The 20,756-nt window shown below is 62.7% G+C and carries 18 protein-coding genes and 2 tRNA genes; 15 read left to right on the top strand and 5 right to left on the bottom strand.

Annotated features, from left to right (window positions below; all coding sequences use genetic code 11):
* A partial coding sequence (locus EYQ35_05320; GenBank protein ID HIF63559.1) for an aconitate hydratase occupies positions 1-1,325 on the bottom strand: 1,325 nt, incomplete at its 3' end.
* Positions 1,326-1,659: 334 nt separating this feature from the next.
* On the opposite strand from EYQ35_05320, the gene EYQ35_05315 reads away from it, so the two are divergent.
* The 11 genes from EYQ35_05315 to EYQ35_05265 all read left to right on the top strand — a co-directional run bounded on the left by EYQ35_05315 (position 1,660) and on the right by EYQ35_05265 (position 13,935).
* Positions 1,660-5,178, top strand: a complete 3,519-nt coding sequence (locus EYQ35_05315; protein HIF63558.1) for a hypothetical protein — start codon at positions 1,660-1,662, stop codon at positions 5,176-5,178.
* Between the two features lie 70 nt (positions 5,179-5,248).
* Positions 5,249-5,324, top strand: a tRNA-Glu gene (locus tag EYQ35_05310).
* Positions 5,325-5,383: 59 nt separating this feature from the next.
* Complete coding sequence (locus tag EYQ35_05305; protein ID HIF63557.1) at positions 5,384-5,821, top strand: HIT family protein; 438 nt, start codon at positions 5,384-5,386, stop codon at positions 5,819-5,821.
* Between the two features lie 217 nt (positions 5,822-6,038).
* On the top strand, positions 6,039-7,154 hold the full coding sequence (locus EYQ35_05300; protein ID HIF63556.1) for a hypothetical protein: 1,116 nt from the start codon (positions 6,039-6,041) through the stop codon (positions 7,152-7,154).
* A gap of 79 nt (positions 7,155-7,233) precedes the next feature.
* On the top strand, positions 7,234-8,103 hold the full coding sequence (locus EYQ35_05295) for a beta-lactamase-like protein 2 (GenBank protein HIF63555.1): 870 nt from the start codon (positions 7,234-7,236) through the stop codon (positions 8,101-8,103).
* 27 nt (positions 8,104-8,130) lie between these two features.
* Complete coding sequence (locus EYQ35_05290) at positions 8,131-9,003, top strand: TIGR03619 family F420-dependent LLM class oxidoreductase (protein HIF63554.1); 873 nt, start codon at positions 8,131-8,133, stop codon at positions 9,001-9,003.
* Positions 9,004-9,033: 30 nt separating this feature from the next.
* A complete protein-coding gene (locus EYQ35_05285; protein ID HIF63553.1) occupies positions 9,034-11,040 on the top strand; it encodes a pyrroloquinoline quinone-dependent dehydrogenase in 2,007 nt (668 codons plus the stop codon).
* Positions 11,040-11,987: a sterol desaturase family protein gene (locus EYQ35_05280; GenBank protein ID HIF63552.1), complete on the top strand. Its 948-nt coding sequence runs from the start codon at positions 11,040-11,042 to the stop codon at positions 11,985-11,987. Before EYQ35_05285 ends, EYQ35_05280 begins: the two co-directional genes overlap by 1 nt.
* A gap of 115 nt (positions 11,988-12,102) precedes the next feature.
* Positions 12,103-12,603: a hypothetical protein gene (locus EYQ35_05275; GenBank protein ID HIF63551.1), complete on the top strand. Its 501-nt coding sequence runs from the start codon at positions 12,103-12,105 to the stop codon at positions 12,601-12,603.
* A gap of 15 nt (positions 12,604-12,618) precedes the next feature.
* Positions 12,619-13,269 carry a glutathione S-transferase family protein gene (locus tag EYQ35_05270; protein HIF63550.1) on the top strand — a complete coding sequence of 217 codons (651 nt, stop codon included), beginning with the start codon at positions 12,619-12,621 and terminating at the stop codon, positions 13,267-13,269.
* A gap of 123 nt (positions 13,270-13,392) precedes the next feature.
* Entirely contained in the window at positions 13,393-13,935 is a 543-nt protein-coding gene (locus tag EYQ35_05265; GenBank protein ID HIF63549.1) for a DJ-1/PfpI family protein, read from the top strand.
* A 19-nt stretch (positions 13,936-13,954) separates the two neighbouring features.
* Here the strand turns inward: EYQ35_05265 and EYQ35_05260 are convergent, their stop codons facing one another.
* Complete coding sequence (locus tag EYQ35_05260) at positions 13,955-14,866, bottom strand: alpha/beta fold hydrolase (protein HIF63548.1); 912 nt, start codon at positions 14,864-14,866, stop codon at positions 13,955-13,957.
* A gap of 117 nt (positions 14,867-14,983) precedes the next feature.
* Between EYQ35_05260 and EYQ35_05255 the strand changes: the two genes are divergently transcribed.
* Positions 14,984-16,411, top strand: a complete 1,428-nt coding sequence (locus EYQ35_05255) for a hypothetical protein (protein ID HIF63547.1) — start codon at positions 14,984-14,986, stop codon at positions 16,409-16,411.
* Positions 16,412-16,421: 10 nt separating this feature from the next.
* Here EYQ35_05255 and EYQ35_05250 read toward each other — a convergent pair whose 3' ends face one another.
* Positions 16,422-17,033 (bottom strand): NUDIX domain-containing protein, encoded by a 612-nt coding sequence (locus EYQ35_05250; protein HIF63546.1) that lies wholly within the window; start codon positions 17,031-17,033, stop codon positions 16,422-16,424.
* Positions 17,034-17,186: 153 nt separating this feature from the next.
* Between EYQ35_05250 and EYQ35_05245 the strand changes: the two genes are divergently transcribed.
* Complete coding sequence (locus EYQ35_05245) at positions 17,187-17,981, top strand: glucose 1-dehydrogenase (GenBank protein HIF63545.1); 795 nt, start codon at positions 17,187-17,189, stop codon at positions 17,979-17,981.
* A gap of 10 nt (positions 17,982-17,991) precedes the next feature.
* Here EYQ35_05245 and EYQ35_05240 read toward each other — a convergent pair whose 3' ends face one another.
* Both EYQ35_05240 and EYQ35_05235 read right to left on the bottom strand, forming a co-directional pair.
* The gene (locus EYQ35_05240) at positions 17,992-18,726 is read right to left on the bottom strand and encodes a hypothetical protein (GenBank protein HIF63544.1); all 735 of its coding nucleotides are present in this window, start codon (positions 18,724-18,726) and stop codon (positions 17,992-17,994) included.
* Positions 18,657-19,064, bottom strand: a complete 408-nt coding sequence (locus tag EYQ35_05235; protein HIF63543.1) for an EVE domain-containing protein — start codon at positions 19,062-19,064, stop codon at positions 18,657-18,659. The genes EYQ35_05240 and EYQ35_05235 overlap by 70 nt, the downstream gene beginning before the upstream one ends.
* A 132-nt stretch (positions 19,065-19,196) precedes the next feature.
* Here EYQ35_05235 and EYQ35_05230 point away from each other — a divergent pair, with 132 nt between their 5' ends.
* Complete coding sequence (locus EYQ35_05230) at positions 19,197-20,285, top strand: mechanosensitive ion channel family protein (protein ID HIF63542.1); 1,089 nt, start codon at positions 19,197-19,199, stop codon at positions 20,283-20,285.
* Positions 20,286-20,369: 84 nt separating this feature from the next.
* A tRNA-Lys gene (locus EYQ35_05225) sits at positions 20,370-20,445 on the top strand.
* The last annotated feature ends 311 nt before the right edge of the window (positions 20,446-20,756 follow it).

Here is a 20,756-nt window from a genome sequence, read left to right as displayed (position 1 = left end):
TCCGCCTGCCCCTTCTCTATATCGTCGCGCTGCCACTGGCCTATACAGGGCCCACAGGCGTTGGCCAGCACTTCGGCACCAACGGCAGACAGGGTATCCATCTGCCCGTCGCGGGCGATGGTCTTGAAGATCGTGTCGCTGCCGGGACTCACCAACAACTTGCTCTTCATCACCAGTCCCAGGTCGGCTGCCTGCCGGGCGATGTCGGCCGCGCGAGTGAGGTCTTCGTAGGAGGAGTTAGTGCAGCTGCCCACCAGCGCCGTCGATATACGGTCGGGGTAGTTCTCGCGGGCAGTATCCCCGGCCAGTTGCGAGATAGGTCGCGCGAGGTCTGGCGTGTGCGGTCCCACCACGTGTGGTTCCAGCGTGGAGAGGTCGATCTCGTAGACCTCGTCGTAGTATCTTTCTGGCGATTCGGCCACCTCGCCATCAGCGGTCAGGAGGTCGTTGGCTTTCTCCGCGAGGTCGGCAAGGGCTGAGCGGCCGGTGGCCCGCAGGTACAGCGCCATGCGCTGGTCAAAAGGGAAGACCGAACAGGTGGCTCCAAGCTCAGCTCCCATGTTGCAGATGGTGGCCTTACCGGTGCAGGAAATCGCTGCGGTTCCCGCACCAAAATACTCGATTACGCGGTTGGTTCCGCCTTTTACGCTGAGCATGCCCAGCAGGGCTAGTATGATGTCCTTGGGCGCGGTCCAACCCGACAACTCTCCCACCAGCCTCACGCCGGTGACCCTGGGCAACAATACTTCCCAGGAAAAGCCCGCCAGCACGTCCACCGCGTCGGCGCCGCCCACGCCGGCTGCGCACATGCCCAGGCCTCCCGCGTTGGGCGTGTGAGAATCGGTGCCGATCATCAGGCCGCCGGGAAAAGCATAGTTTTCCAGTACAACCTGGTGGATTATTCCCGAAGAGGGTCCCCAGAAACCAAGCCCGTACTTGGAGCAGGCGGTCGAGAGAAAATCGTATACCTCACTGTTTTCATTCCTTGCGGTGGCCAGGTCGCTGTCGGCGCCGGAGTGGGCACGCACGAGATGGTCGCAGTGGACGGTAGCGGGAACGGCAGTTTCATCGCGGCCTGCCTGCATGAATTGAAGCAGGGCCATCTGTGCAGTCGCGTCCTGCATGGCCACGCGGTCGGGGCGCAGGGCGACGTAGGACGAACCACGGTCAAGCTCGCTCGAGGCCGGGTCATCAAGGTGGCCGAGCAGTATTTTATCGGCGAGGGTGAGCGGCCCGGGCCGCCTGCTCCTGACAATCTCGAGTCGGGACCTGCTCTGTTGGTAAACCTGGCTCACCAGCTCCTGGCTGCTTTCTATCTCCGGCATTGGGCTTTCGTGTTTTCCTCGCGCTGCCTGTGGATCGGCTGGCGGGCGCTCACCTTTATCTCACGGATACTGTCCGATGTCAGTTCGGCTCATCGGTGGCTGGTCACCCCCGTCGAGGTGGTAACTGTTCATGGCGTTACTTGGTCTGCTCCCTGTAAGCTCGCTCCCCCTAAGGGGTGAAAAAAGGGCTGTTTCATCCGAATTACCCAGCAGGGGGTGTAGTGGGTCATCCCAATCTTGGTACACATTACGCGTGGATTAGATGCCACGAACTTAAATGGGCCTGGGGGCAGGACTCTGCGCGTTGTTGCGCGCTTAACGGGAGGGTACTGAATTGAAAACTAACTGCCGCAAGGTGACCTTTGGGGTTGCTTCTTTCCTCACATCAACCTTTTTGTCTGCCGCCATGTCTGTGAATGTTGTGCACGCCCAGTGTATCGCGCCCTGTTTCGACCCGGCGGTCGGGGCGGTAGAGGCCTATCTTGGCGATGCCAACGACCTTTCCAGCGCAGGCCTGTCGGTGGAGTTTGCCAACGTGAGCGGGCCGGCATTGGCCCGTTTTGACATCGTCATCGCGAACGTCCCACGGAATTTGTTTACCAACACTTCGGGGCAACTCGGCGATGGCCTGACCGACGATGTGGGCAACGCGACCGGGGGAAACGGAACCGGTCTCGGGGAGTTTGCCGGCTGCGGTGCCGGATCGATCTGTCCCGGCGACGAAGTGGGGGTCGACGGCTTTTCGGCGACCTTCAGCACGGCGTCGGGTAACGTCGTCTTCGACCGCAATAACGCGCAGATTGTAGCCCAGGAAACTTTTGCTCTGGACGGGGTGACGGTCACGGGAGCGCGGCAGGACGTAGCCTGGCTGCTGTTCTCGATTCGTTCTGCTGACGTCGAACCACTTTCTCCGTCAACCGTAACCATAAGCCAGGGCGCGACCACGCTCGCAACATTTGAACTCATAAACAGTTCAGCACTGGACGACGCCCAGGGTGTTGTAATAGCTTCGGCAACACCGGGCGCCCTTGGCGCGACGGCGTTGGACTCGGCCTTGATAACAGATGGCATCTGCGGAAACGGTTCCCCCGATCCGGGCGAAGAATGCGATGACGGAAACAATCTCGACGGTGACTGCTGTTCGGCGAGTTGCCTGCTCGAGTGCGGCGACGCCAACCCCTGTACTGCCGACAGCTGTGCTCTCGGAGTTTGTTCAAACATCATGCTCACCGGTGCCTGCGAAGACGGCGACCCCTGCACCTCGGGTGACGTCTGCCTCGCTGGAGCTTGTGTTCCGGGCCCAGTCGTTCCGGCCGGTGCCTGCTCGGATGGCGATCCCTGTACCAGCGGCGACCTTTGTGCCGTGGACGGTAGCTGTGCACCCGGCACAGCGGTGGCCGGCTGCCTGGGGCTTGCCGGTTGCGCAGCGCCCTGCGTGGATCCGCTGCTCGGCCCGCTGGAGCTTTTTCTCGGCACCGGCACCGAGTTGGTAGGTTTGCCGGTTACCTTCGACAACGCCAGCAGGCCCGCTCTGGCACGTTTTGATATAGTAATTCCGAACGTCCCCCGGAGCTTGTTTACAAACCTCTTCGGGCAGATGGGTGACGGCCTGACCGACGAACTGGGCAATGTCACGGGTAGCCCAGGTACGGGCCTCGGTGAATTTACCGGTTGCGGGCCGGCGACCCCTCCAGCCGGAAGTGGCGTGTCAGAAATCTGCCCCGGCGACGAGGTCGGATTTAGTGGCTGCGTGGCGACTTTTCATACTGACGCCGGTCCTATCGAGTTCGGCACCAACAACGTGCAGGTCGTGGCCCAGGAGATACTCGACCTGGCCACCGGGGATGTCCTCGGCGCTGCCCAGGACGTGGTGTGGACGCTGTGGTCCATCAGGGCGGGCGAAGTAGTTCCCCTGTCCCCGGCAGTAGTGACCGTAGAGTGCGGGCCTGTACGCCTCGCCACTTTTCAGATCGAAGGTAATTCAGCGGTGGATGACGCCCAGGGTGTGACCTCGGTCGGCATCGATAACGGTTGCGTAGATGGTACGCCGGCTCCGGGTTATCCGGCGATCGCTCTATGCGACGACGGTGACCCCTGCACCGACGATATCTGCAACATCGTGGCCCACGCCTGCGAACACACGTTTAATATCGCTCCCTGCGACGACGGCAACGCTTGCACGCAGAGCGATAGCTGCCAGGCCGGTGTGTGCACGGGTTCAAACCCGGTAGTGTGCACCGCCCTTGACCAGTGCCACGACGTGGGTGTCTGCGACACCGCAACCGGTGTGTGCAGCGATCCAGCCACGGTTGATAACTCGGCCTGCGACGACGGCAACGCTTGCACGCTCGCAGATGCCTGCAGCGCTGGTACCTGTGTTGGTGGGCCGGCGCCGAACTGCGACGACAACAATCTTTGCACCGACGATTCGTGCAACGTGGCAACCGGCTGCGAGTCTACGGACAACTCGGTCGGTTGTGATGATGCCAACGCGTGCACGGTAGACGACCAGTGCTCGGCGGGTGCCTGTGTCTCGGGCGCGGCCAGGGACTGCGGTGACAGTAACGTCTGTACCGACGATTCCTGCGAGCCAGCCAGCGGTTGTGCTTATGCAGATAACACGAGTAGCTGTGACGACGGCGACGCCTGCAGCACCGGGGATACCTGCGAGGCGAGTACATGCCAGGGCGGTCCCGCTCGCGAATGTGACGATGGCAATGGCTGTACTGACGACAGCTGTGACCCCGGGACGGGCTGCGCCTATTCTGACAATTCCTCGGCGTGCGATGATGGCGATGCCTGCACTACCGCCGACACCTGCAGCGCTGGTTCCTGTGCTGGGGGCGCGCCGGCTGATTGCGACGATGATAATATCTGCACCGACGACAGTTGTGACCTGGTCGGTGGTTGTTTCAGTGTCGCCGTTTCGCGGGCTTGCGATGACGGCAACGCTTGCACCACGGGCGACAGTTGCAGCGCCGGGGCTTGCGTAGGTGGCCTTCCGCCTGTCTGCGATGATGGCAATCTTTGCACCGACGATAGTTGCGAACCGGCAAGTGGATGTTCCTTTGCCAACAACGGCGCGAGCTGTGACGATGGCGATGCCTGCACCACCGACGATACCTGTTCGGGCGGTGTATGCGTCGGAGGTGCACCCCCGGTCTGCGACGACGGTGACGTTTGTACCGACGACAGCTGTGATTCCGCCAGCGGTTGCGTGACATCGAACAACACCGCGTCCTGCAGTGACGGTGACTCCGTTACCCTGGGCGACCAATGCTCTGCCGGTGTTTGCGTTTCGGGAGCCTTTGGTTGCCCGGTAGAACCGCTGACCGGTTGTTTCGAACCGACCCAGTCCGGTAAATCGGTCTTCAAGCTGAAGGACGACTCCAGCGACTCTCGCGACAAACTCGGTTGGACCTGGAAGGCTGGCGCGGCAACGACCACTTCTGACTTTGGTGCCCCGGCGAGTAGTACGAACATGCGCGTATGTACCTGGGATTCGGTCGGAGGAGTCCAGTCCAACGTGATGGACCAGGAGTTGCCCGTGGGTGGTCTTTGCGGTAACCGGGCTTGCTGGATTGGCAGCGCACGCGGGTTCGTGTTCAAGGACAAGAGCGGCTTTGTGGCTGATGGGCTGAGTCTGGTCAAGCTCAAGGCAGGTTCTGACGGCAGAGCCTTGGTCAAGGTCAAGGGGCGTGGTCCTTTGCTCGGAATGGTCAGCTTGCCTTTGAGCATGGAACCGGGGCTCACCGTGCAGCTGATAAACGACGAAGGTGGCTGCTGGTCGAACACGTTTTCGGGAGCCAACAAAAATACGGGTAAGCAGTTCAAGGCAAAATCTTCTAACTGAAAGGCCTACCTTTGACCGTACGCCGGGAGCCGACTATGTTTGGCTCCCGGCGTTTTTTATGGCGTCGCATGGCCCCTTCGTCTAGTGGTCCAGGACGTCGGCCTCTCACGCCGAAAACACGGGTTCGAGTCCCGTAGGGGTCACCACTGCGCAGGAAGAATCACGGCTCGCGCCTTGGAGCGCGCGGCCTGGCGGGGAAGTAGCGGTGAGTAATACCGGCGACTCTTGCATATTCTGTCTCATCGCGCGCGGCGACGCGCCCGCAGCCCTCGTCTACCGAGACGATCGCGTAATGGCCTTCATGGACCTGTTTCCACTGTCCAGGGGGCACTTGCTGGTGGTTCCCCGTGCACACGCCGAGAATATATTCGAGATCAGCGAGGCCGATATGCTGGCGGTGGCCGCGCTTCAGCTGAAGATAGCAGGGGTCCTCAAGGCCGAGCTTAAGCCTGACGGAATCGCCGTTTACCAGGCCAACGGTACTGCCGCCGGGCAGACGGTATTTCACTATCACGTGCACCTTATCCCGCGGGCGGATGGCGAAGGCTTTGATTTTGCCAATCGCAAGACAGCCGATCGTGGCGAGTTGAGCGGGCTGGCAGCGAGATTGATGGAGGGCTTGCAACGGGGCCCGCAGAAATGAGCGGTAGTGAGCGGGCAGGTTCTCGTGGTCGGCGGCGTAATGACTTCGCTGGGCTGATCTCGGCCGACCCTTCTGAACCATCATCGGTGTAAAACGCGCGGCCCCCCCCAGAAGGGGGGGGCAGGTTCGGTGCCTCGACACGGAAGACGCAGGGCATCGAAAATCCCTGAACCGAATTCTCTTGCCACGGCCTATTACATGTATGTAAACTTCGCCTGTGGACAGCTTCGCAAAACGTCGGCGGCTTCTTGCGCGGCCAGCCGCGGCATTGCTGGCCCTGTTTCTGCTGCTGCCAACCGGCGAGTCGGCGGCCTGGCCGCTGTCGCTGCTCAGCTACAACATAAACGGTGCGGGCGCGCCCGGTTCCGGTGACCGTGCGGCCCTGCAACGCATCATCGACTACCTGGCCCCAGACGTCGTGCTGTTGCAGGAGGGGAAGGGGCTGGCCAACCTGGAGGATTTTCTGGCCGACAACCCTGCCTACGAGTCGGTGTACTCGACTGCCGACGGTGCCGGAAATAGAAGGGCAGTAATGAGCCTTTACCCGCTCGTAGTCGGGTCGGCGGTCGAGCACGGTCTGTCTGGTAACGGTCAGACCAGTAAGCGCACTCTTCTGGAAGCCACCATTGACCTGCCCGGGCAGGACCTGCTCGTGTGGGTCGCGCATTGGGACGCGTCGGTGAACGCCATAAGGCAACAGGAATCAGTCGCGTCGTCGGCACTCGTCGCTGCGAGCATGGCCGCTGACCCATTGGCCCTGCTGGTCTACGCTGGTGACCTCAACGAAGAAGATGGTGACGCCGAGGTCACGAGCTTACTCGACGAAGGGCTCCTGTTGCTCAACCCGCTGGACGTCAACAACTCGCGGCTCGAAACGCTGAACGCTGACCCTGCTCGCGGCACTTATCTTTCGCGCCGGGTCGATTATCTGTTGCCGTCGCCGGCGCTGGCCACCTTCGTGGTGGGGGGCGAGGTTCTTAACACCCTTACCTTCGCCGCTGGCAGCCTTCCGCCGGGGTTGCAGGCAAATGATACCGTTGATGCCTCGGACCACCTGCCGGTGCTCCTCAACCTGGAAATTACTGCTGGCGGAGATGGCTGCGGAGATGTCAACTCGGACGGCATCATAAACGTGATCGACGCCATGCTGGTGGCCCAGTTCACTGTAGGCCTCCGGGCCTGCACGACGCTATCCTCCTTCGTCAACTGCGACGTGAGTCCGCCGGGTACGCCCGATGGCACTTGCAGCATCGCCGATGCGCTGCGCATGGCGCAGTGCAGTGTCGGCCTTGTTTCCTGCGACATGGTCTGCGGCGCGTTGGCCTGCAATTGAGGCAGGCGGGTAGGCGACTTGCCGCGGACGCGTGCCTGTTGGTATTGTCGGGGGGCGCGTGCGGAGCGCGGAGTAAGCCATGCAGCAGGAACCCCGCCGGATAGTAACCGACAGCATGATGGGCCTCGAGATGCCCGATATCGCCCGCTGGTCTCCGCGAGTGCAGGTTGTACTGGGCCAGAACCCGGGGCCGTTCACCGGGCCGGGCACCAACACCTACCTGCTGGGCACCGGTGAGAGCCTGCTGTTGCTCGACACCGGGCAGGGAGTGGAGGGCTGGGCCGACAAGTTGCACGAGGCGCTGGAGGGCAGACAGCTAGAGGCCATGGTCCTGACCCACGGTCACCCCGACCACATTGGCGGGGTTGCGCAGGTGCTCAATCGCTATGGTGACATGCCGGTTCACAAGGCGCGCTGCGCCGAATATGACCGCGACCTGGAGATAAGCGATCTCGCTGATGGCGGGCGTGTTTCTGTTGAAGGAGCCACCTTGAGGGCGCTGGCCACGCCCGGCCACGCAGCAGACCATCTCTGTTTCGTGCTCGAAGAAGAGAACGCGGTGTTCAGCGGCGACAACGTGCTCGGCGCCGGTACCACGGTGATACCGGGCAACGGCGACATGGCGCAGTACCTCGACTCCCTGGCCCTGCTGCTCGATATCTCACCTAATATTATTTATCCCGCCCACGGCCCGGCCATTAACGACCCGGCGCGCAAGGTGGGCGAGTTGATAGCCCACCGCAATCTTCGAGAACGACAAGTGCTGGCCTGCCTCGGCGACAAGCCCATGGCCGTTGAGGCGATAGTGGAACTGGTGTACACCGACGTGCCCGTTTTTCTGCACCCGGCGGCGGCCTGGTCGGTGGCCGCGCACCTGCGCAAGTTGGAGACCGAGGGCTCGGCGCGCGGCGGCGAGCAGGGCTGGGCGCTGGCCTCCGGGCCGGGATAGGGAAGTGGTTTACGAAGGGGAGAAGCAGTGAAGTTCTGGCAGGCGCTTTCTTTCACAGAGCCCGGGCAGTTGGTGGAGCTCGCGTGCATGGCCGAGGAGGTAGGCTTTGACGGGGTGTTTCTCTCCGACCACCTCTTTCATCCCAGCGCGTTGTCGTCGCCTTATCCTTACTCGGAGGACGGGACGCCTCCTTTTCCGGCCGACACGGCTTTTCCCGATACCTGGTCGGTGCTGGGTGCTGTGGCCGCCGCGACGACCAAGCTGAAACTATCGAGCTCGATCTACATTCTGCCGCTGCGGCACCCGCTCGAAGTGGCCAAGGCCTGCGCGACCCTTGCGCTGTTGTCCGATGGGCGCTTTGCCCTGGGAGCCGGTACGGGTTGGATGAAAGAGGAATTCGACCAGCTGGGCGTCGATTTCAAAAGCCGCGGACGCCGCATGGACGAGATGATCGCCATCATGCGCCGGCTGTGGACGGGCGAGGAGCTGGAGTGGCACGGCGAGTTTTTTGACTTTGCCCCCCTGCGCAGCCTGCCGGCCGCTCCCGCTGGCGGCATACCGGTGTATACGGGCGGTCGCAGCCGGCGGGCGTTGAAGCGGGCGGCGAGCACGGCCGACGGTTACATGGGCGCCGGTGACAGCGAGGAATCTGCCTTCGAACTGCTGGACACACTGGCTGTATTCAGACGCGAGGCCGGTCGTGAAAATCTGCCCTTTGAGTGCGTGCTGCCCCTTTCGGTACCGCCCGCGCCTGACCTGCTGGCCAGGCTTGAAGAAAAAGGGGCAAGCTCCACGGTCAGTTACCCGCTCAGCTACAGCCTTGGCCCGCGGTCGAGCCTGGACGAAAAACGCAGGGCCATGGAGCTCTACGCTGAGACCGTGATCGGGCCTTCGCGCTGAAGTTCCGCATGATTCGAACGACCTTAGTGCATGAAAACTAAAGAGAAAATACTCTCCGTTAGCTTGCTGGGCTGGGCCTGTGTCCTGGGCGTCTGCGTCCTGGCGGTGGGCTGTGGCGGCCGCGAAAGCGTCGATTACAGCGGACCGACGGCCGATTGGCCGCATTACGGGGCCGATGCCGGGGGCACGAGTTACAGTCCGCTTACCCAGCTCACCGCTGCCAACGTGGACTCCTTGCAGCTGGCCTGGGAGTATCGGCACGGCGATGTCTCCGACGGCAGCGGGGAGTGGGCACGCAGTTCCTTCCAGGTCACGCCGCTCGTGGCCGAGGGTACGCTCTATTTCTGCACGCCGTTCAACCGGGTCATAGCGCTCGACGCTGAAACCGGCGTCGAGAAATGGGCCTTTGACCCCGAGCTGCGCTTCCGGCGGGGGCAGGGGCCTTATCCGCTCACTTGCCGCGGAGTGGCGTGGTGGCAGGACGGTAAGGAGGGCAGGGATGGTGGTACGAGGCTGTGCAGTCGGCGTATTTTTACCGGCACGCGTGACTCGGAGCTGATTGCCCTTGACGCCGACACCGGCCGACCCTGCCCGGGCTTTGGCGACGCTGGCAGGGTATATCTGCGCGAGGGCCTGTCCGAGCACGAGCAATGGGAGTATTACCCGACCTCGGCTCCCGTGGCGGTGGCCGACCTGGTCATAGTGGGGGCCCTGGTTGCTGACAACGAACGCGTAGACGCGCCGTCGGGCGTAGTGCGCGCTTTCGACGCGCGTGACGGCAGCCTGCGCTGGGCCTGGGATCCGGTGCCGCCCGCCTGGCATCCCGCGGCAGGCGACAACGGGGGGCGATGGCAATCGGGCAGCCCTAACGTCTGGGCACCGCTGTCTGTCGACGAAGAAAACGGCCTGGTTTATGTGCCCACGGGCAACCCCTCGCCTGACCTCTACGGAGGCCAACGCCGGGGGCTGGATTACTACGGCAGCTCGGTGGTCGCGCTTGATCTCGACAGCGGTGAGCCGGCCTGGCATTTCCAGACTGTCCACCACGACGTCTGGGACTACGACGTGCCGGCCCAGCCGACCTTGTTCGACATTGCCGGCGTCGGGGGTGGCCGACCCGGGTTGGTGCAGGCGACCAAGATGGGGCACCTGTTTCTTCTCGACCGCCTGACCGGCGAGCCACTTTACCCGGTGGAAGAACTCGCGGTGGCCACCGATGGTGTGCCGGGCGAGCTGCTCTCGGCCACGCAGCCGTTTCCTACTCATCCTGCTCCCCTGCAGCCGCGCAGGCTCGATGCGTCGGATGCCTTTGGTTTCAGCCCCTGGGACAGGGCCGACTGTCGCGAAAGAATCGCGTCGTTGCGCAACGATGGTGTCTTCACGCCGCCTCAGCTCACGCCGACCCTGCAGTGGCCGGGCTCGGCTGGTGGAGCCAACTGGGGTGGTGTTTCGGTCGACCCGGTGAGGGGGCGGCTGTACGTCAACCAGCTGCGCACGCCCATGGTGATACAACTCATTGAGCGCGAAAAGTTTGACAAGCTTGACCGCGGATCCGTGGTCTACCCCGACGAGCTCTATCCCATGCAGGGCACCCCTTACGGGCTTAAGCGTGGGCCCCTGCTTTCCAGCGCCGGGGCGCCGTGCAATCCGCCGCCCTGGGGTACGATGACCGCCGTCGACCTTGTGAGTGGTGAGGTCCTGTGGGAGTCGGTGCTCGGCACCACGCGCGATATGGCGCCGTGGCCCATGTGGTTGCCCCTGGGTGCGCCGAATCTCGGGGGCTCGGTCGTGACTGCCGGGGGCCTGGTGTTTATCGGCGCCACGACCGACAAGTTTTTTCGGGCTTTTGACGTCGAAGACGGCCGCGAGGTCTGGACCAGGCGGATACCTTACACTGCCAATTCTTCACCGGTCACTTACCGGCTGGGTGCAGATAGCAGGCAGTTTGTCGTCATTGCCGCCGGCGGCCACGGCTGGTCTGAGCCCGGCGACGCTCTGCTGGCCTTTGCTCTGCCCGCTGCGGGGCCGGAGGACTGATGGGCCAGGACGGGGCCAGACAAACCGCTTCCTGGCTTTTGTTTCCGCTGCTGCTGGGCACCTGCCTGCTGACGGCCTGGCTCATGCTGGAGGCCGGCATGAACGAAGCGGCCACGCTGGGCGTAGTTTCGTTGCTGGCCATAACCGTTATCGCGCTGTTTGAGCGGACCCTGGCGTTTGATGTCGACTGGAACCGTAGTCGGTCAGACCTGCTGACTGACGCCGCTCACTCGCTGGTCAACAGTTACGGGGCGCGCGAGTTGTTCAAGCTCGGCCTGCCGCTGCTGTTGCTGCTCGTGCTGCCTTTTCGCGATGCGCAGCAGGGGAGCGCCGGAGGTCTCTGGCCGGTAGAGCTGGCCTTGCCCCTGCAGGTGGTGCTGGCGGCGTTGCTGGCGGAGTTCGGCCAGTACTGGGCCCATCGAATCGCCCACGAGAAGGAGTTTTTCTGGCGCCTGCACTCCACCCATCACAGCCCCACGCGCCTGTACTGGCTCAATGCCGGCCGCGATCACCCGCTCGGGGTGTTGTGGGTGTTCGTCTGCGAAACGACTCCGCTGCTTGTGCTGGGAGTCCCGGCAGATTGCCTGCTGTTGTTCTACAGCTTCGAATCGGTACACGGGCTTTTTCAGCACTCCAACATAGACCTGCGGATGGGCTGGCTGGACTGGGTATTCAGTGGGGCATCGCTGCACCGCTGGCATCACTCGGCCGTGGCGTCCGAGGCCTGTCATAATTACGGAGCTAATCTCATCCTCTGGGATATCGTTTTTGCTACGCGCTACCTGCCAGCTGACAAAAGGCCACCCGCGGCCGTGGGGCTCGAAGACATGGAACGTTTTCCGCAGGACTTCGGCGGGCAGATGCTTGTGCCGTTTCGCTGGAAGCGAGAGGCGGGTTATCGCACGAGCCGGGCTGAAAGGCCCTCCCGGGCCGACGACCCCGTATGAACGGTCTGTAATGAAAGACCGGGTTCTTCGAGGCCCGCCTTGTGCGGACCCGGGTGCTGCGATATATGCCTGTAACCGGTGCCGCTACGCGCCGCAGGGAGGAGATAGCAAGTTTATGAACAGGGTTATGAATACGGTTACCAGGAAGGTGATTCTTGCGACACTGATCTGCTTTTTCGTGGTAGTTTCCGGGGCAATCCCGGCCGCGGCCGCCGTGGGTGACTGGTACAAGGGCGACGGGCACGTGTCTTTCGGCTACGGACTCGGTGATTCCAAGGTAGACGGAGACAGCGAGACCGGGCAGCGCCTGCTCTTCGTGAAGGAAGCCTACGACTGGCTGGCTCTAGAAGGTGGCTACTTGGATCGTGGTGGCGACGACGGCGACGGCATTTACGCGGCTGTGATGCCCACTATCAAGATAAGTGATACGTTCTCGGTGCACGCCCTCGGTGGCTGGCAGATCGGGGAGGATGACACCTCGCTACTGGGCGCAGGCCTAACGGCCCGCTCCGCTACTACTCCGTTCGGTATTCGCGCCGAGGTCATAGACGCCGACGGTGACAGTTCCGCCTGGGTGATGCTGCTGATTGATATCGACACCTTGATGGGTCACTAGGCTGTCAGCTCAGGCATGAAACTCTACAATTCCCTGGGGCCCAACCCCCGCGTGGTGCGTATGGCTGCGCTCGAGCTGGGGCACGAGCTCGTGCTCGAAGAAGTCGACCTGCTTAGCGGGGACAACAGGCGCGCGCCGTACACCGATAGCAATCCCGGCGGGCAGCTCCCCGCCCTGGTTCTCGACGACGGTTCGGTGATCTCCGAGATAACCGCTATCTGCGAGTACCTGGACGAAACCGTCGGTGATGGCTCGCTGGTGGGCAAGAGCTCGGCAGAGCGGGCCACTACGCGCATGTGGACCAGGCGGCTGGATCTGAAGATCTGCGAGCCAATGGCCAACGGGTTTCGTTTTGCCGAGGGCCTGGCCCTGTTTGAAGAGCGAATGCGCTGTATTCCCGAGGCGGCGGACGGCCTCAAGGCTACCGCTGTCGATGGCCTGCAGTGGCTCGAGGGTCTCATGGGAGACAAGCCGTTCGTTGCCGGTGATCAACTGACAATGGCCGACCTGTTGCTGTTCGGCTTCGTGGATTTCTTTGCCACGGTCGGCCAGCCACTTGACCCGTCACTTGAAAAACTGTCGGCCTGGTATTCGCGCATGAACGAACGCGAAAGCGCGGCCGCAAGCCTCCATCCTTCCGCCAGTGCGGCGGGCATGAACGGTTGATCAGGCTTCTTCTGGGAGCTGGCAGCAGGCATTAGTCGAAGCGTGCCCGCTGACCGCAAGCTGCTGCTGGGTTCGCTGCTGTACCCGGTTTTCGAACTGCTCGACCTGTTCGGGCCACTGGAAATGTTCGGCAACTGCCCGCAGCTCGAGCTGTGCACCGTGGCTCTTTCTGCCGGCCCTGTGAAATCGGCCCAGGGCGTCGAAGCGGTGGCAGACTACGCACTCGATGATTGCCCGCCCCTGGACCTGCTCCTCATCCCCGGTGGCTTTGGCAGCAGGGAAGAAATTTCCAACCAGCCGTTGCTCGATTGGCTTGGAAAACGCGTTGCCGAAACGCGCGTGACCATGACCGTGTGCAGCGGCAGTATGCTGCTGGCGGCCACGGGCCTGCTCGACGGCCGGCCTGCGACTACCAACAAGGCTCTATTCAACGAGATCACTGAATTCACGCCGGCTGTAAAGTGGGTCAAGCAGGCCCGCTGGGTTGACGACGGCGATATCGTTACCGCCTCGGGCGTATCAGCGGGCATAGACATGGCGTTGGCCGTCGTGGCCCGGGAGTTCGGCGAGGAACAAGCTAAACTGCTGGCCGAGCTGACCGAGTACGAATGGCATCGTGACCCCAATTGGGATCCTTTTGCTCGCGTGCACGGGCTCGTTGACTGAAGCTCAAGCGCCGCGGCTGTCAGGCTTGCAGGTGCCTGGCGAGAAACTCTGTTTCGATGGAGACCGTGCGTTCGAAGGTCTCGCCGAGGTAAGGGTCAAAGTGACCGCAGTCCAGCGTTACCAGTTCTCCCCGGGGCAGGGCGCGGGCCTCGCGTTCGACTGATTCGTAAGGCACGAGCTCGTCGTGACGGGCGGCCAGAAGCAGGGTGGGGCAGGTCACGTGCGGCGCGCTTTTTATCGGCCGGTAGAACGCGGCGGTGAAGACGACCCGCGCTGGACAGCTGTTGTCCCAGTTGCTTCCAGCCGGAACGATGTCGAGGTAGCCGTCGCTGCAGTTCTCGCCATTGAGCACTGCGAGTTCGCCCGGATCACCCACTATGGGCAGTGTGTAAGCTGGCCTGCGGCTGAGCATCCGGCCGGCATCGCGCAGGCCGGCGGCGAGCATCTTCAGCCCCTTGGCCGCTGGCGTGGATGACATGGCGGCGGGTCCGTCGGCCAGCGGCACCTGTGCGACCACGGCTTTGATGTCGGGGTCGCCCGCGGCGGTGACTACCACGTGCCCGCCCGAGAACGAGGAGCCCCACAGCGCCAGGCGTCCAGCGTCTACTCCCTGCAGCGAGCGTGCGTGGGCGACCGCTGCTTTCCAATCCTGAAGGTGGCGCCGGTGGCTGACCCAGTTTCTCGGAGAACCTTCGCTGTCGCCGAAGCAGCGGTAGTCAAAAAGCATGACAGCCATACCGGCCGCGGCAAAACGTTCGGCGAAAGCGGGTAGGCCGAAATTCCGCCAGGCACCGAAGCCGTGCGCCATGACGATAAGCGGCGGAAGTCGACCATCGGTGGCGGGCACGACGGGTCGGTACAGCCATGCGGCGCAGCTCAGTCCCCTGCAAACAAAATCGACGTCTTCGCGGGTGAAACGGGTGTCGGTCATGAGCCTTGCTCCGCCACTCATGTCCAACGGCGGCGGGGTTTTGTCAAATTCTGAAGCGCCGCACCTGCCAGGCGCGGCGTTGACTGTAGCAGTGGCTGCGTACACAGTCGGCAGTCGCTGTGCAGTCGCGCGGCAGCAGGGATCACGAGGTTGGCGGTGAGAGGTTTATACGAGGGCGGCAAGTTGCCGGCCCGGCTCAAGGCGATCTACGCCTCCGGCGAGTTTGCCTCCAGCATCGTTTTTGGCGCGCTCTCTTTGGTGTTCGCTTCTTATTTTCTCATTGAGGTAGCCGGCCTCCGACCGCTGCTTGCCGGCCTGGTGCCGCTTGCCGGCCGCGGACTCGACGCCTTTACCGACCCCCTCATGGGCCGCATCTCGGACGGCACGAGGTGGAAGTCAGGCCGTCGCCGGCCGTATTTTCTTATCGGCGCGCTGCCTTTCGGTCTTAGCTTCGCGTTGCTGTGGACCGACCCCGGGCAGATTCCTGAGGCTGGCCGTTTTGCTTACTACACGCTGGCCTACTGCCTGATGACCACCTCGTCTACCGTGCTGGTCATACCTTACATGGCACTTCAGGCCGAGATGGCCACCGGCTACCACGAGCGCAACTCGATCAACGGCTATCGCAGCGCTGCCGGGATGGTGGGTGTGATGGCCGCGGTCGGAATGCGCCCACTGGCCGAGGTCTTCGGCGGCGGTGGCGAGGGCTTTGCTCGCGCAGGGATGTTGCTGGGGGTGGTGCTCACGCTGCCATGGTTCGCCGCCTACCGGGTTAGTTTCGAGCGCCCGTCGTTCGGCAACCGGAGGGTGCAGCTGGGGCTGGTGGAGGGCTTCAGGGTCCTTGGCCGACACGCCAATTTCAGGCGACTGGTGGGGCTCTACCTGTCGGGCCGGGTAGCGATTGACCTCTGCTCGGCCATGCTGGTGATCTACTGCACCTACTGGCTCGGCCAGACCGAGCGCTTTGAGCAGTTCATGTTGGTATTTTTGCTCGCCGTGGTCGCCTCGATGCCCCTGTTGCTCAAGATTGCCGGGCGACGAAACAAGGCGTCTATGTTCACCTGGGCGGCGATTTGGTGGGCGCTCGTGCAATCTTTACTGGTTCTCGCGCAGCCCGACTGGCCCGCGTGGGTGATGTTCGTGCACGCGCCCTTATTGGCTTTTGGTTTTGCCGCGACCGAGTTTCTGCCCTGGTCCATGGTCGGTGACGTTGTCGACGAGGACGACCTGTTGACGGGCGAGAGGCGGGAGGGGCTTTACAACGGGGTGTTTACCTTCCTGCGTAAACTCTCTGGCGCGTTGGCAGTTTTTCTGGCCCTGGGCCTGCTCGACTTCGCCGGTCTCGAGGCTGGCCGCCAGCAGCAACCGCAAACCTTGTGGGCGGTGCGCCTGCTCACCGGTGTTGGTCCCGGGATCTTCCTCTTGTTGGCCGCATGGTTTGCCCGCGGTTACACCATCAGCCAGGCAGCCCATGAAGACCTCGTCCAAAAGCTCCGCGCGCGTGACGGCCAACCAGGCCGGGGCGGGGTGGACTCTGTCCAGTGAGGTCGCGGGTCTACGCTGTGGCGGCGTCTATGATGGCCAGTCGTGCCTTGGCAAGCGCGCGCAGCAGGCCCTGGTCAAGACCGAGCTCGCCCAGCTGCTCCCATGCAAACCATTCCACGGCCAGGGATTCGCGGGGGTCTATTTTTAATCGAGCGCCGGCAGGCGCCACGAGCAGGTACCTCAGGTCGAGGTGGCGGTGGGCTTCTTCGTCGGCACGTCCGGGGATGTCGTGTACGTCCACGTCGAGTGGCTGCGGTGCGTCGGGATGCAGGCTGAGCCCGTTGATGCCGGTTTCTTCGCGTGCCTCGCGCAGGGCTACTTGTTCGCCGAGGCGCTCGCCGGGCTCACCGTGTCCACCGGGCTGCAACCAGCGGTCCAGTTTCGCGTGGTGCAGCAGGACGACTTTTTCGCCGTCGGCTGAAACGACGATGGCGCTGCCGGTCAGGTGTCCCTGGCGGGCGGGTGGGCTGTCGTCGCTGTTCCTGGCAAAGGGGCGTGGCTCGATTCTTACGAACTCGATTATTTCAGCGAGGTCGCGGGCCTCGGCCTCGTCGCCGGCGTCGTGCCTGAGCAAGGTGGTCAACAGGCCGCTGCTGGGCTGGGTAGCGGCGCTGGACTGCATATGGTTTTCTTGCGCGCACGGCCCAACGGTGCAAACGGGGGCTGTCGCGACTCGCACAGGGCGGTTGATAGGGGGCTGCCGGGTGGCGGCCCGCCGAGAGATAGTTCGCCGAGAGATAGTTCGCCGATAGATAGTGGAGGTAGATAAAGACGCATGGCTGATATGAAAGACCGGCGGGTGCTGATCACGGGAGGAGGCAGCGGTATCGGCCTGGGCTGCGCTGAAGCGGTGGTCAAGGCCGGCGGCCGGGTAGTCCTGGCCGGCCGTCGCGAGGATGTACTCGAGCAGGCCTGCTCCGAGCTGGGAGCGGCGGCTGCCTGGGCCAGTTGTGATGTGGGCGACGACGCCCAGGTCAGGGCGACCGTTGATCGAGCGGTCAAAATCATGGGCGGGCTCGATGGCGCGGTGAATGCAGCGGGGCAGGGCGCGGCAGGTACCGTGATCAACAGCCCGGTGGAGGATTTTGAAGCCACGCTCAAGACCAACCTGTCTGGTGTCTACAGCTCCCTGCGATGGGAAGCCCGGGCGATGAAGGCTTGCGGGGGAGGCAGTATCGTCAACGTGAGCTCTATAGCGGCCGAGCTCACCCACCCCTGGATGACCGCCTACTGCGTCTCGAAGGCGGCGGTCAACATGCTCACCCGCTGCGCGGCCGATGATCTCGGCGAGCACGGGGTGAGGGTAAACGCCGTTATGCCCGGCCTGGTGCGCACCGGGCTCGTGGAGCCGATTACCACTGACGAGACTTCGACCGAGGAGTACCTGCAGCTCATGCCCCTGCGACGGGTTGGCGAACCCACCGACGTAGCTTCGCTGGTCACTTTCCTGCTCAGCGGGGAGTCGTCCTGGATCACGGGGCAGGCCGTATCGGTTGACGGCGGACACAGCTTGCGCAAGGGGCCGGATCTGAGCCCCTTGATACGCCAGGTCTTGCCCGTAGAGGACTGAGCGTGGCGCTTCAGCGGCGGCGGAGCTCGTGCAGCCAGGTGCGCTCGCGGCGGCCGTCTTCCAGCACCCACTGGGCACTGGGCTGGTCCACGAAACCCAGTTCGCGCAGGTGGCCGAGGCACAGGCTGGCATCGGCCCGCAGCGTTTCGGTGAGCAGTATCGTGCCGTTCTGTGCGGTCTGGGCATCGAGAAATTCGGCCAGCGGCCGGTAAGACTCGGGCTCGTAGACAACGTCGGCGGCGAGTACGAGGTCGTAGCTCGTGGGCAGTCTATCGTGACAGAAATCGAGTTCGCGCAGCTGCCAGTTCTTCAGCCCGTGATAGCGGGCGCTGGCTTCGACGAAAGCGAAGCACTCGGGAGCGTAGTCGGCAAAAGTTACGCTGCAGCCGCAGAGCCCTGCCGCCACGCCAGCCAGCCCCAGCCCGCAGCCGAGGTCGAGTGCCTCGACGCCGTCTCCCGGCGGATTTGCCAGCAGGCGGCGAGCGATTGCCCGCGCGCCAATCCAGGGCAAGGCCCAGTAAGGAGGGTCGGGCAGCTCCCGCTCGTTCAACAAGCGCTGGCGGTCGATGTGCTTGTCGAGAGAGTCGACCACGTACAGTTCGAGGGTGAGTGCTTTCGGGTTGTCACTCGGTCCGAGGTCCAGCCTGGCCAGGCGTGATTCCCAGCCGGGCCCGGTCAAGGCTTTGCCAGTGAGAGTATTTTTCGGTACTCGCTTGCCAGCAGGGGTACCACCGACAGTCGCGATTGTTTCACGAGCGCGAGCTCGGCCAGCGTTGGCTCAGCCTTGATATCGGCCAGGGTCACGGGTTGGGTGAGTTTTTCCACCGGTACCATGTCCACGGCTACCCAGCGTTCGTCGTCGGTGGTGGGGTCCTGGTAGGCTTCTCTCACTATTTCGGCGATTCCGACTACCTCCTTGCCGGTCACGCTGTGGTAAAAAAGCACCCGGTCACCGATCTTCATGGCCGACAGGTTGTTGCGTGCCTGGTAGTTGCGCACACCGTCCCAGTAGTCCCGGCCCTCGCTTACGAAGTCCTCCCAGGAGTATTTTTTCGGTTCAGATTTCGCCAGCCAGTAGTTCAAAATAGCTCTCCTTTATGCGCGTGGCGGGCAGGCGGCCCGGCACGAAGCAGGGCCAAGGTTGAGCGCGGCCGGTTTCCTTGTCAAAAGGGAGCTGTCCGTTGCGCCCTGGAGGGCGACGGCGAGTGAGGGATTATGAACGACTGGGTATCTACTGTCGTTTTGGGAAACAGCATGGCAGCCTGGGCAGCCGCCGCGGCGGTGGCCGCGGTAGTGTTGTTGGCGTTGCTGCTGGGCAAGCGCGTGCTGGCCGGCAGGCTCAAGGCGCTGGCCGGGCGCACCGCTGGAACGCTCGACGACATAGCCGTCGAACTGATAGTAGCCACGCGCCGCTGGGTGCTGTTGCTGCTGGCGTTGTATATCGGCTCAACGCTGGTCAGTCTTGCCGAAGCCGTCGACCGGGCGGCATGGGGACTGCTGGTGGTGGCCGTCGCGGCCCAGGTGCTGACCTGGGGAAACCTGCTCATTGCCTACTGGCTGGCCACGCGATTCAGGGTTGGCGAACAGGTAGGTGGCGAAGACGCCGGTGGGCAGCAGCTGCAACTCGAGCGAGGTTCGGCTTTCGGTGCGGTGGGCTTCGTGGCCAGGCTGGCGATGTGGTCGGCGGTTGGCCTATTGGTCATGGACAACCTCGGCATAGACGTGTCCACCTTGCTGGCCGGCGTTGGGGTAGGTGGCATCGCCGTGGCCCTGGCCACGCAGAGCGTACTCGGCGATATATTCAACTCACTGTCCATCGTCCTCGACAAGCCCTTCGAGGTGGGTGACTACGTGGTTGTGGGTGACATCAGGGGCAACGTGGAACGCATAGGTATCAAGACCACCCGGCTTCGCAGTCTCGCGGGCGAGCAGATCATCTTTGCCAACTCTGATCTCGTGGGCAGCAGGATACAGAACTACAAGAGCCTTATGGAGCGCAGGGCGTTGTTCCAGTTCGGGGTGACTTACCAGACGCCGGCCGCCAAGCTCGAAGAGATACCGGCCACGGTCAGGAGAATAATTGAGGGGGTCCGGCTTACGCGCGTAGACCGGGTGCACTTTGCCAGCTACGGGGATTCTGCGTTGCTCTTCGAGGTGGTCTACTACGTACTCAGTCGCGAGTACGTTGATTACATGGACGTGCAGCACGAGATCAACCTCGCCCTATTCAGGACCTTCGAGGCCGAGGGCATCGAATTCGCATACCCGACGCAGACGCTCTATCTGCAGCAGGCCGACGCCTGAGCTGTTTGCGTCCGGCCGCGCGCGCAGGCCAGCCTTGCAAAACGCCGCTGCGCTGCTAGTCTTCGCTGGCTTTCCCGGGTAAATGGGCCGTTAGCTCAGGTGGTAGAGCAGCTGCCTTTTAAGCAGCGGGTCCAAGGTTCGAGTCCTTGTGCACCCACCAATCTTTTCAAGGGGTTAGGTGGTATTTTGGAAAGCGGTCCAAAATGATTAGACACTTTTGCTACTTTTACTTCCCCCAAATATTCTGAATACTCATAGCCGTTAAAGACTTCTAGTCCAGCAACTAACTTCAATATTTTTTTACTTTGTGGCATTATTGGGCATTAAAACGCCTACTGCGAGTGCGTGGTGTGATTGAAGGGGGCGAGGTTGCGTCCTAACTAACGCAGTCGAACATTTTGGTCACGAATTGGATGAGAACAAGATTTACAATTGAGGAATCGTTGTTCGATAGTGTTCTAGTAGTTCCCC

The sequence above is a fragment of the Candidatus Binatota bacterium genome (assembly GCA_012960245.1).
Taxonomy (GTDB): domain Bacteria; phylum Desulfobacterota; class Binatia; order UBA1149; family UBA1149; genus UBA1149.
The sequence above is the reverse complement of the archived record's forward strand: the minus strand, read 5'-3'. Positions and strand labels throughout refer to the sequence as shown.

Excerpts from the sequence above, each read along its gene's own strand:
- EYQ35_05285 (HIF63553.1), top strand. The coding sequence starts at position 9,034 with ATGAAAACTAAAGAGAAAATACTCTCCGTTAGCTTGCTGGGCTGGGCC.
- EYQ35_05250 (HIF63546.1), bottom strand. The coding sequence starts at position 17,033 with ATGCAGTCCAGCGCCGCTACCCAGCCCAGCAGCGGCCTGTTGACCACC.
- EYQ35_05265 (HIF63549.1), top strand. The coding sequence starts at position 13,393 with ATGTTCGGCAACTGCCCGCAGCTCGAGCTGTGCACCGTGGCTCTTTCT.
- EYQ35_05270 (HIF63550.1), top strand. The coding sequence starts at position 12,619 with ATGAAACTCTACAATTCCCTGGGGCCCAACCCCCGCGTGGTGCGTATG.
- EYQ35_05275 (HIF63551.1), top strand. The coding sequence starts at position 12,103 with ATGAACAGGGTTATGAATACGGTTACCAGGAAGGTGATTCTTGCGACA.
- EYQ35_05230 (HIF63542.1), top strand. The coding sequence starts at position 19,197 with ATGAACGACTGGGTATCTACTGTCGTTTTGGGAAACAGCATGGCAGCC.
- EYQ35_05245 (HIF63545.1), top strand. The coding sequence starts at position 17,187 with ATGGCTGATATGAAAGACCGGCGGGTGCTGATCACGGGAGGAGGCAGC.
- EYQ35_05295 (HIF63555.1), top strand. The coding sequence starts at position 7,234 with ATGCAGCAGGAACCCCGCCGGATAGTAACCGACAGCATGATGGGCCTC.
- EYQ35_05260 (HIF63548.1), bottom strand. The coding sequence starts at position 14,866 with ATGACCGACACCCGTTTCACCCGCGAAGACGTCGATTTTGTTTGCAGG.
- EYQ35_05280 (HIF63552.1), top strand. The coding sequence starts at position 11,040 with ATGGGCCAGGACGGGGCCAGACAAACCGCTTCCTGGCTTTTGTTTCCG.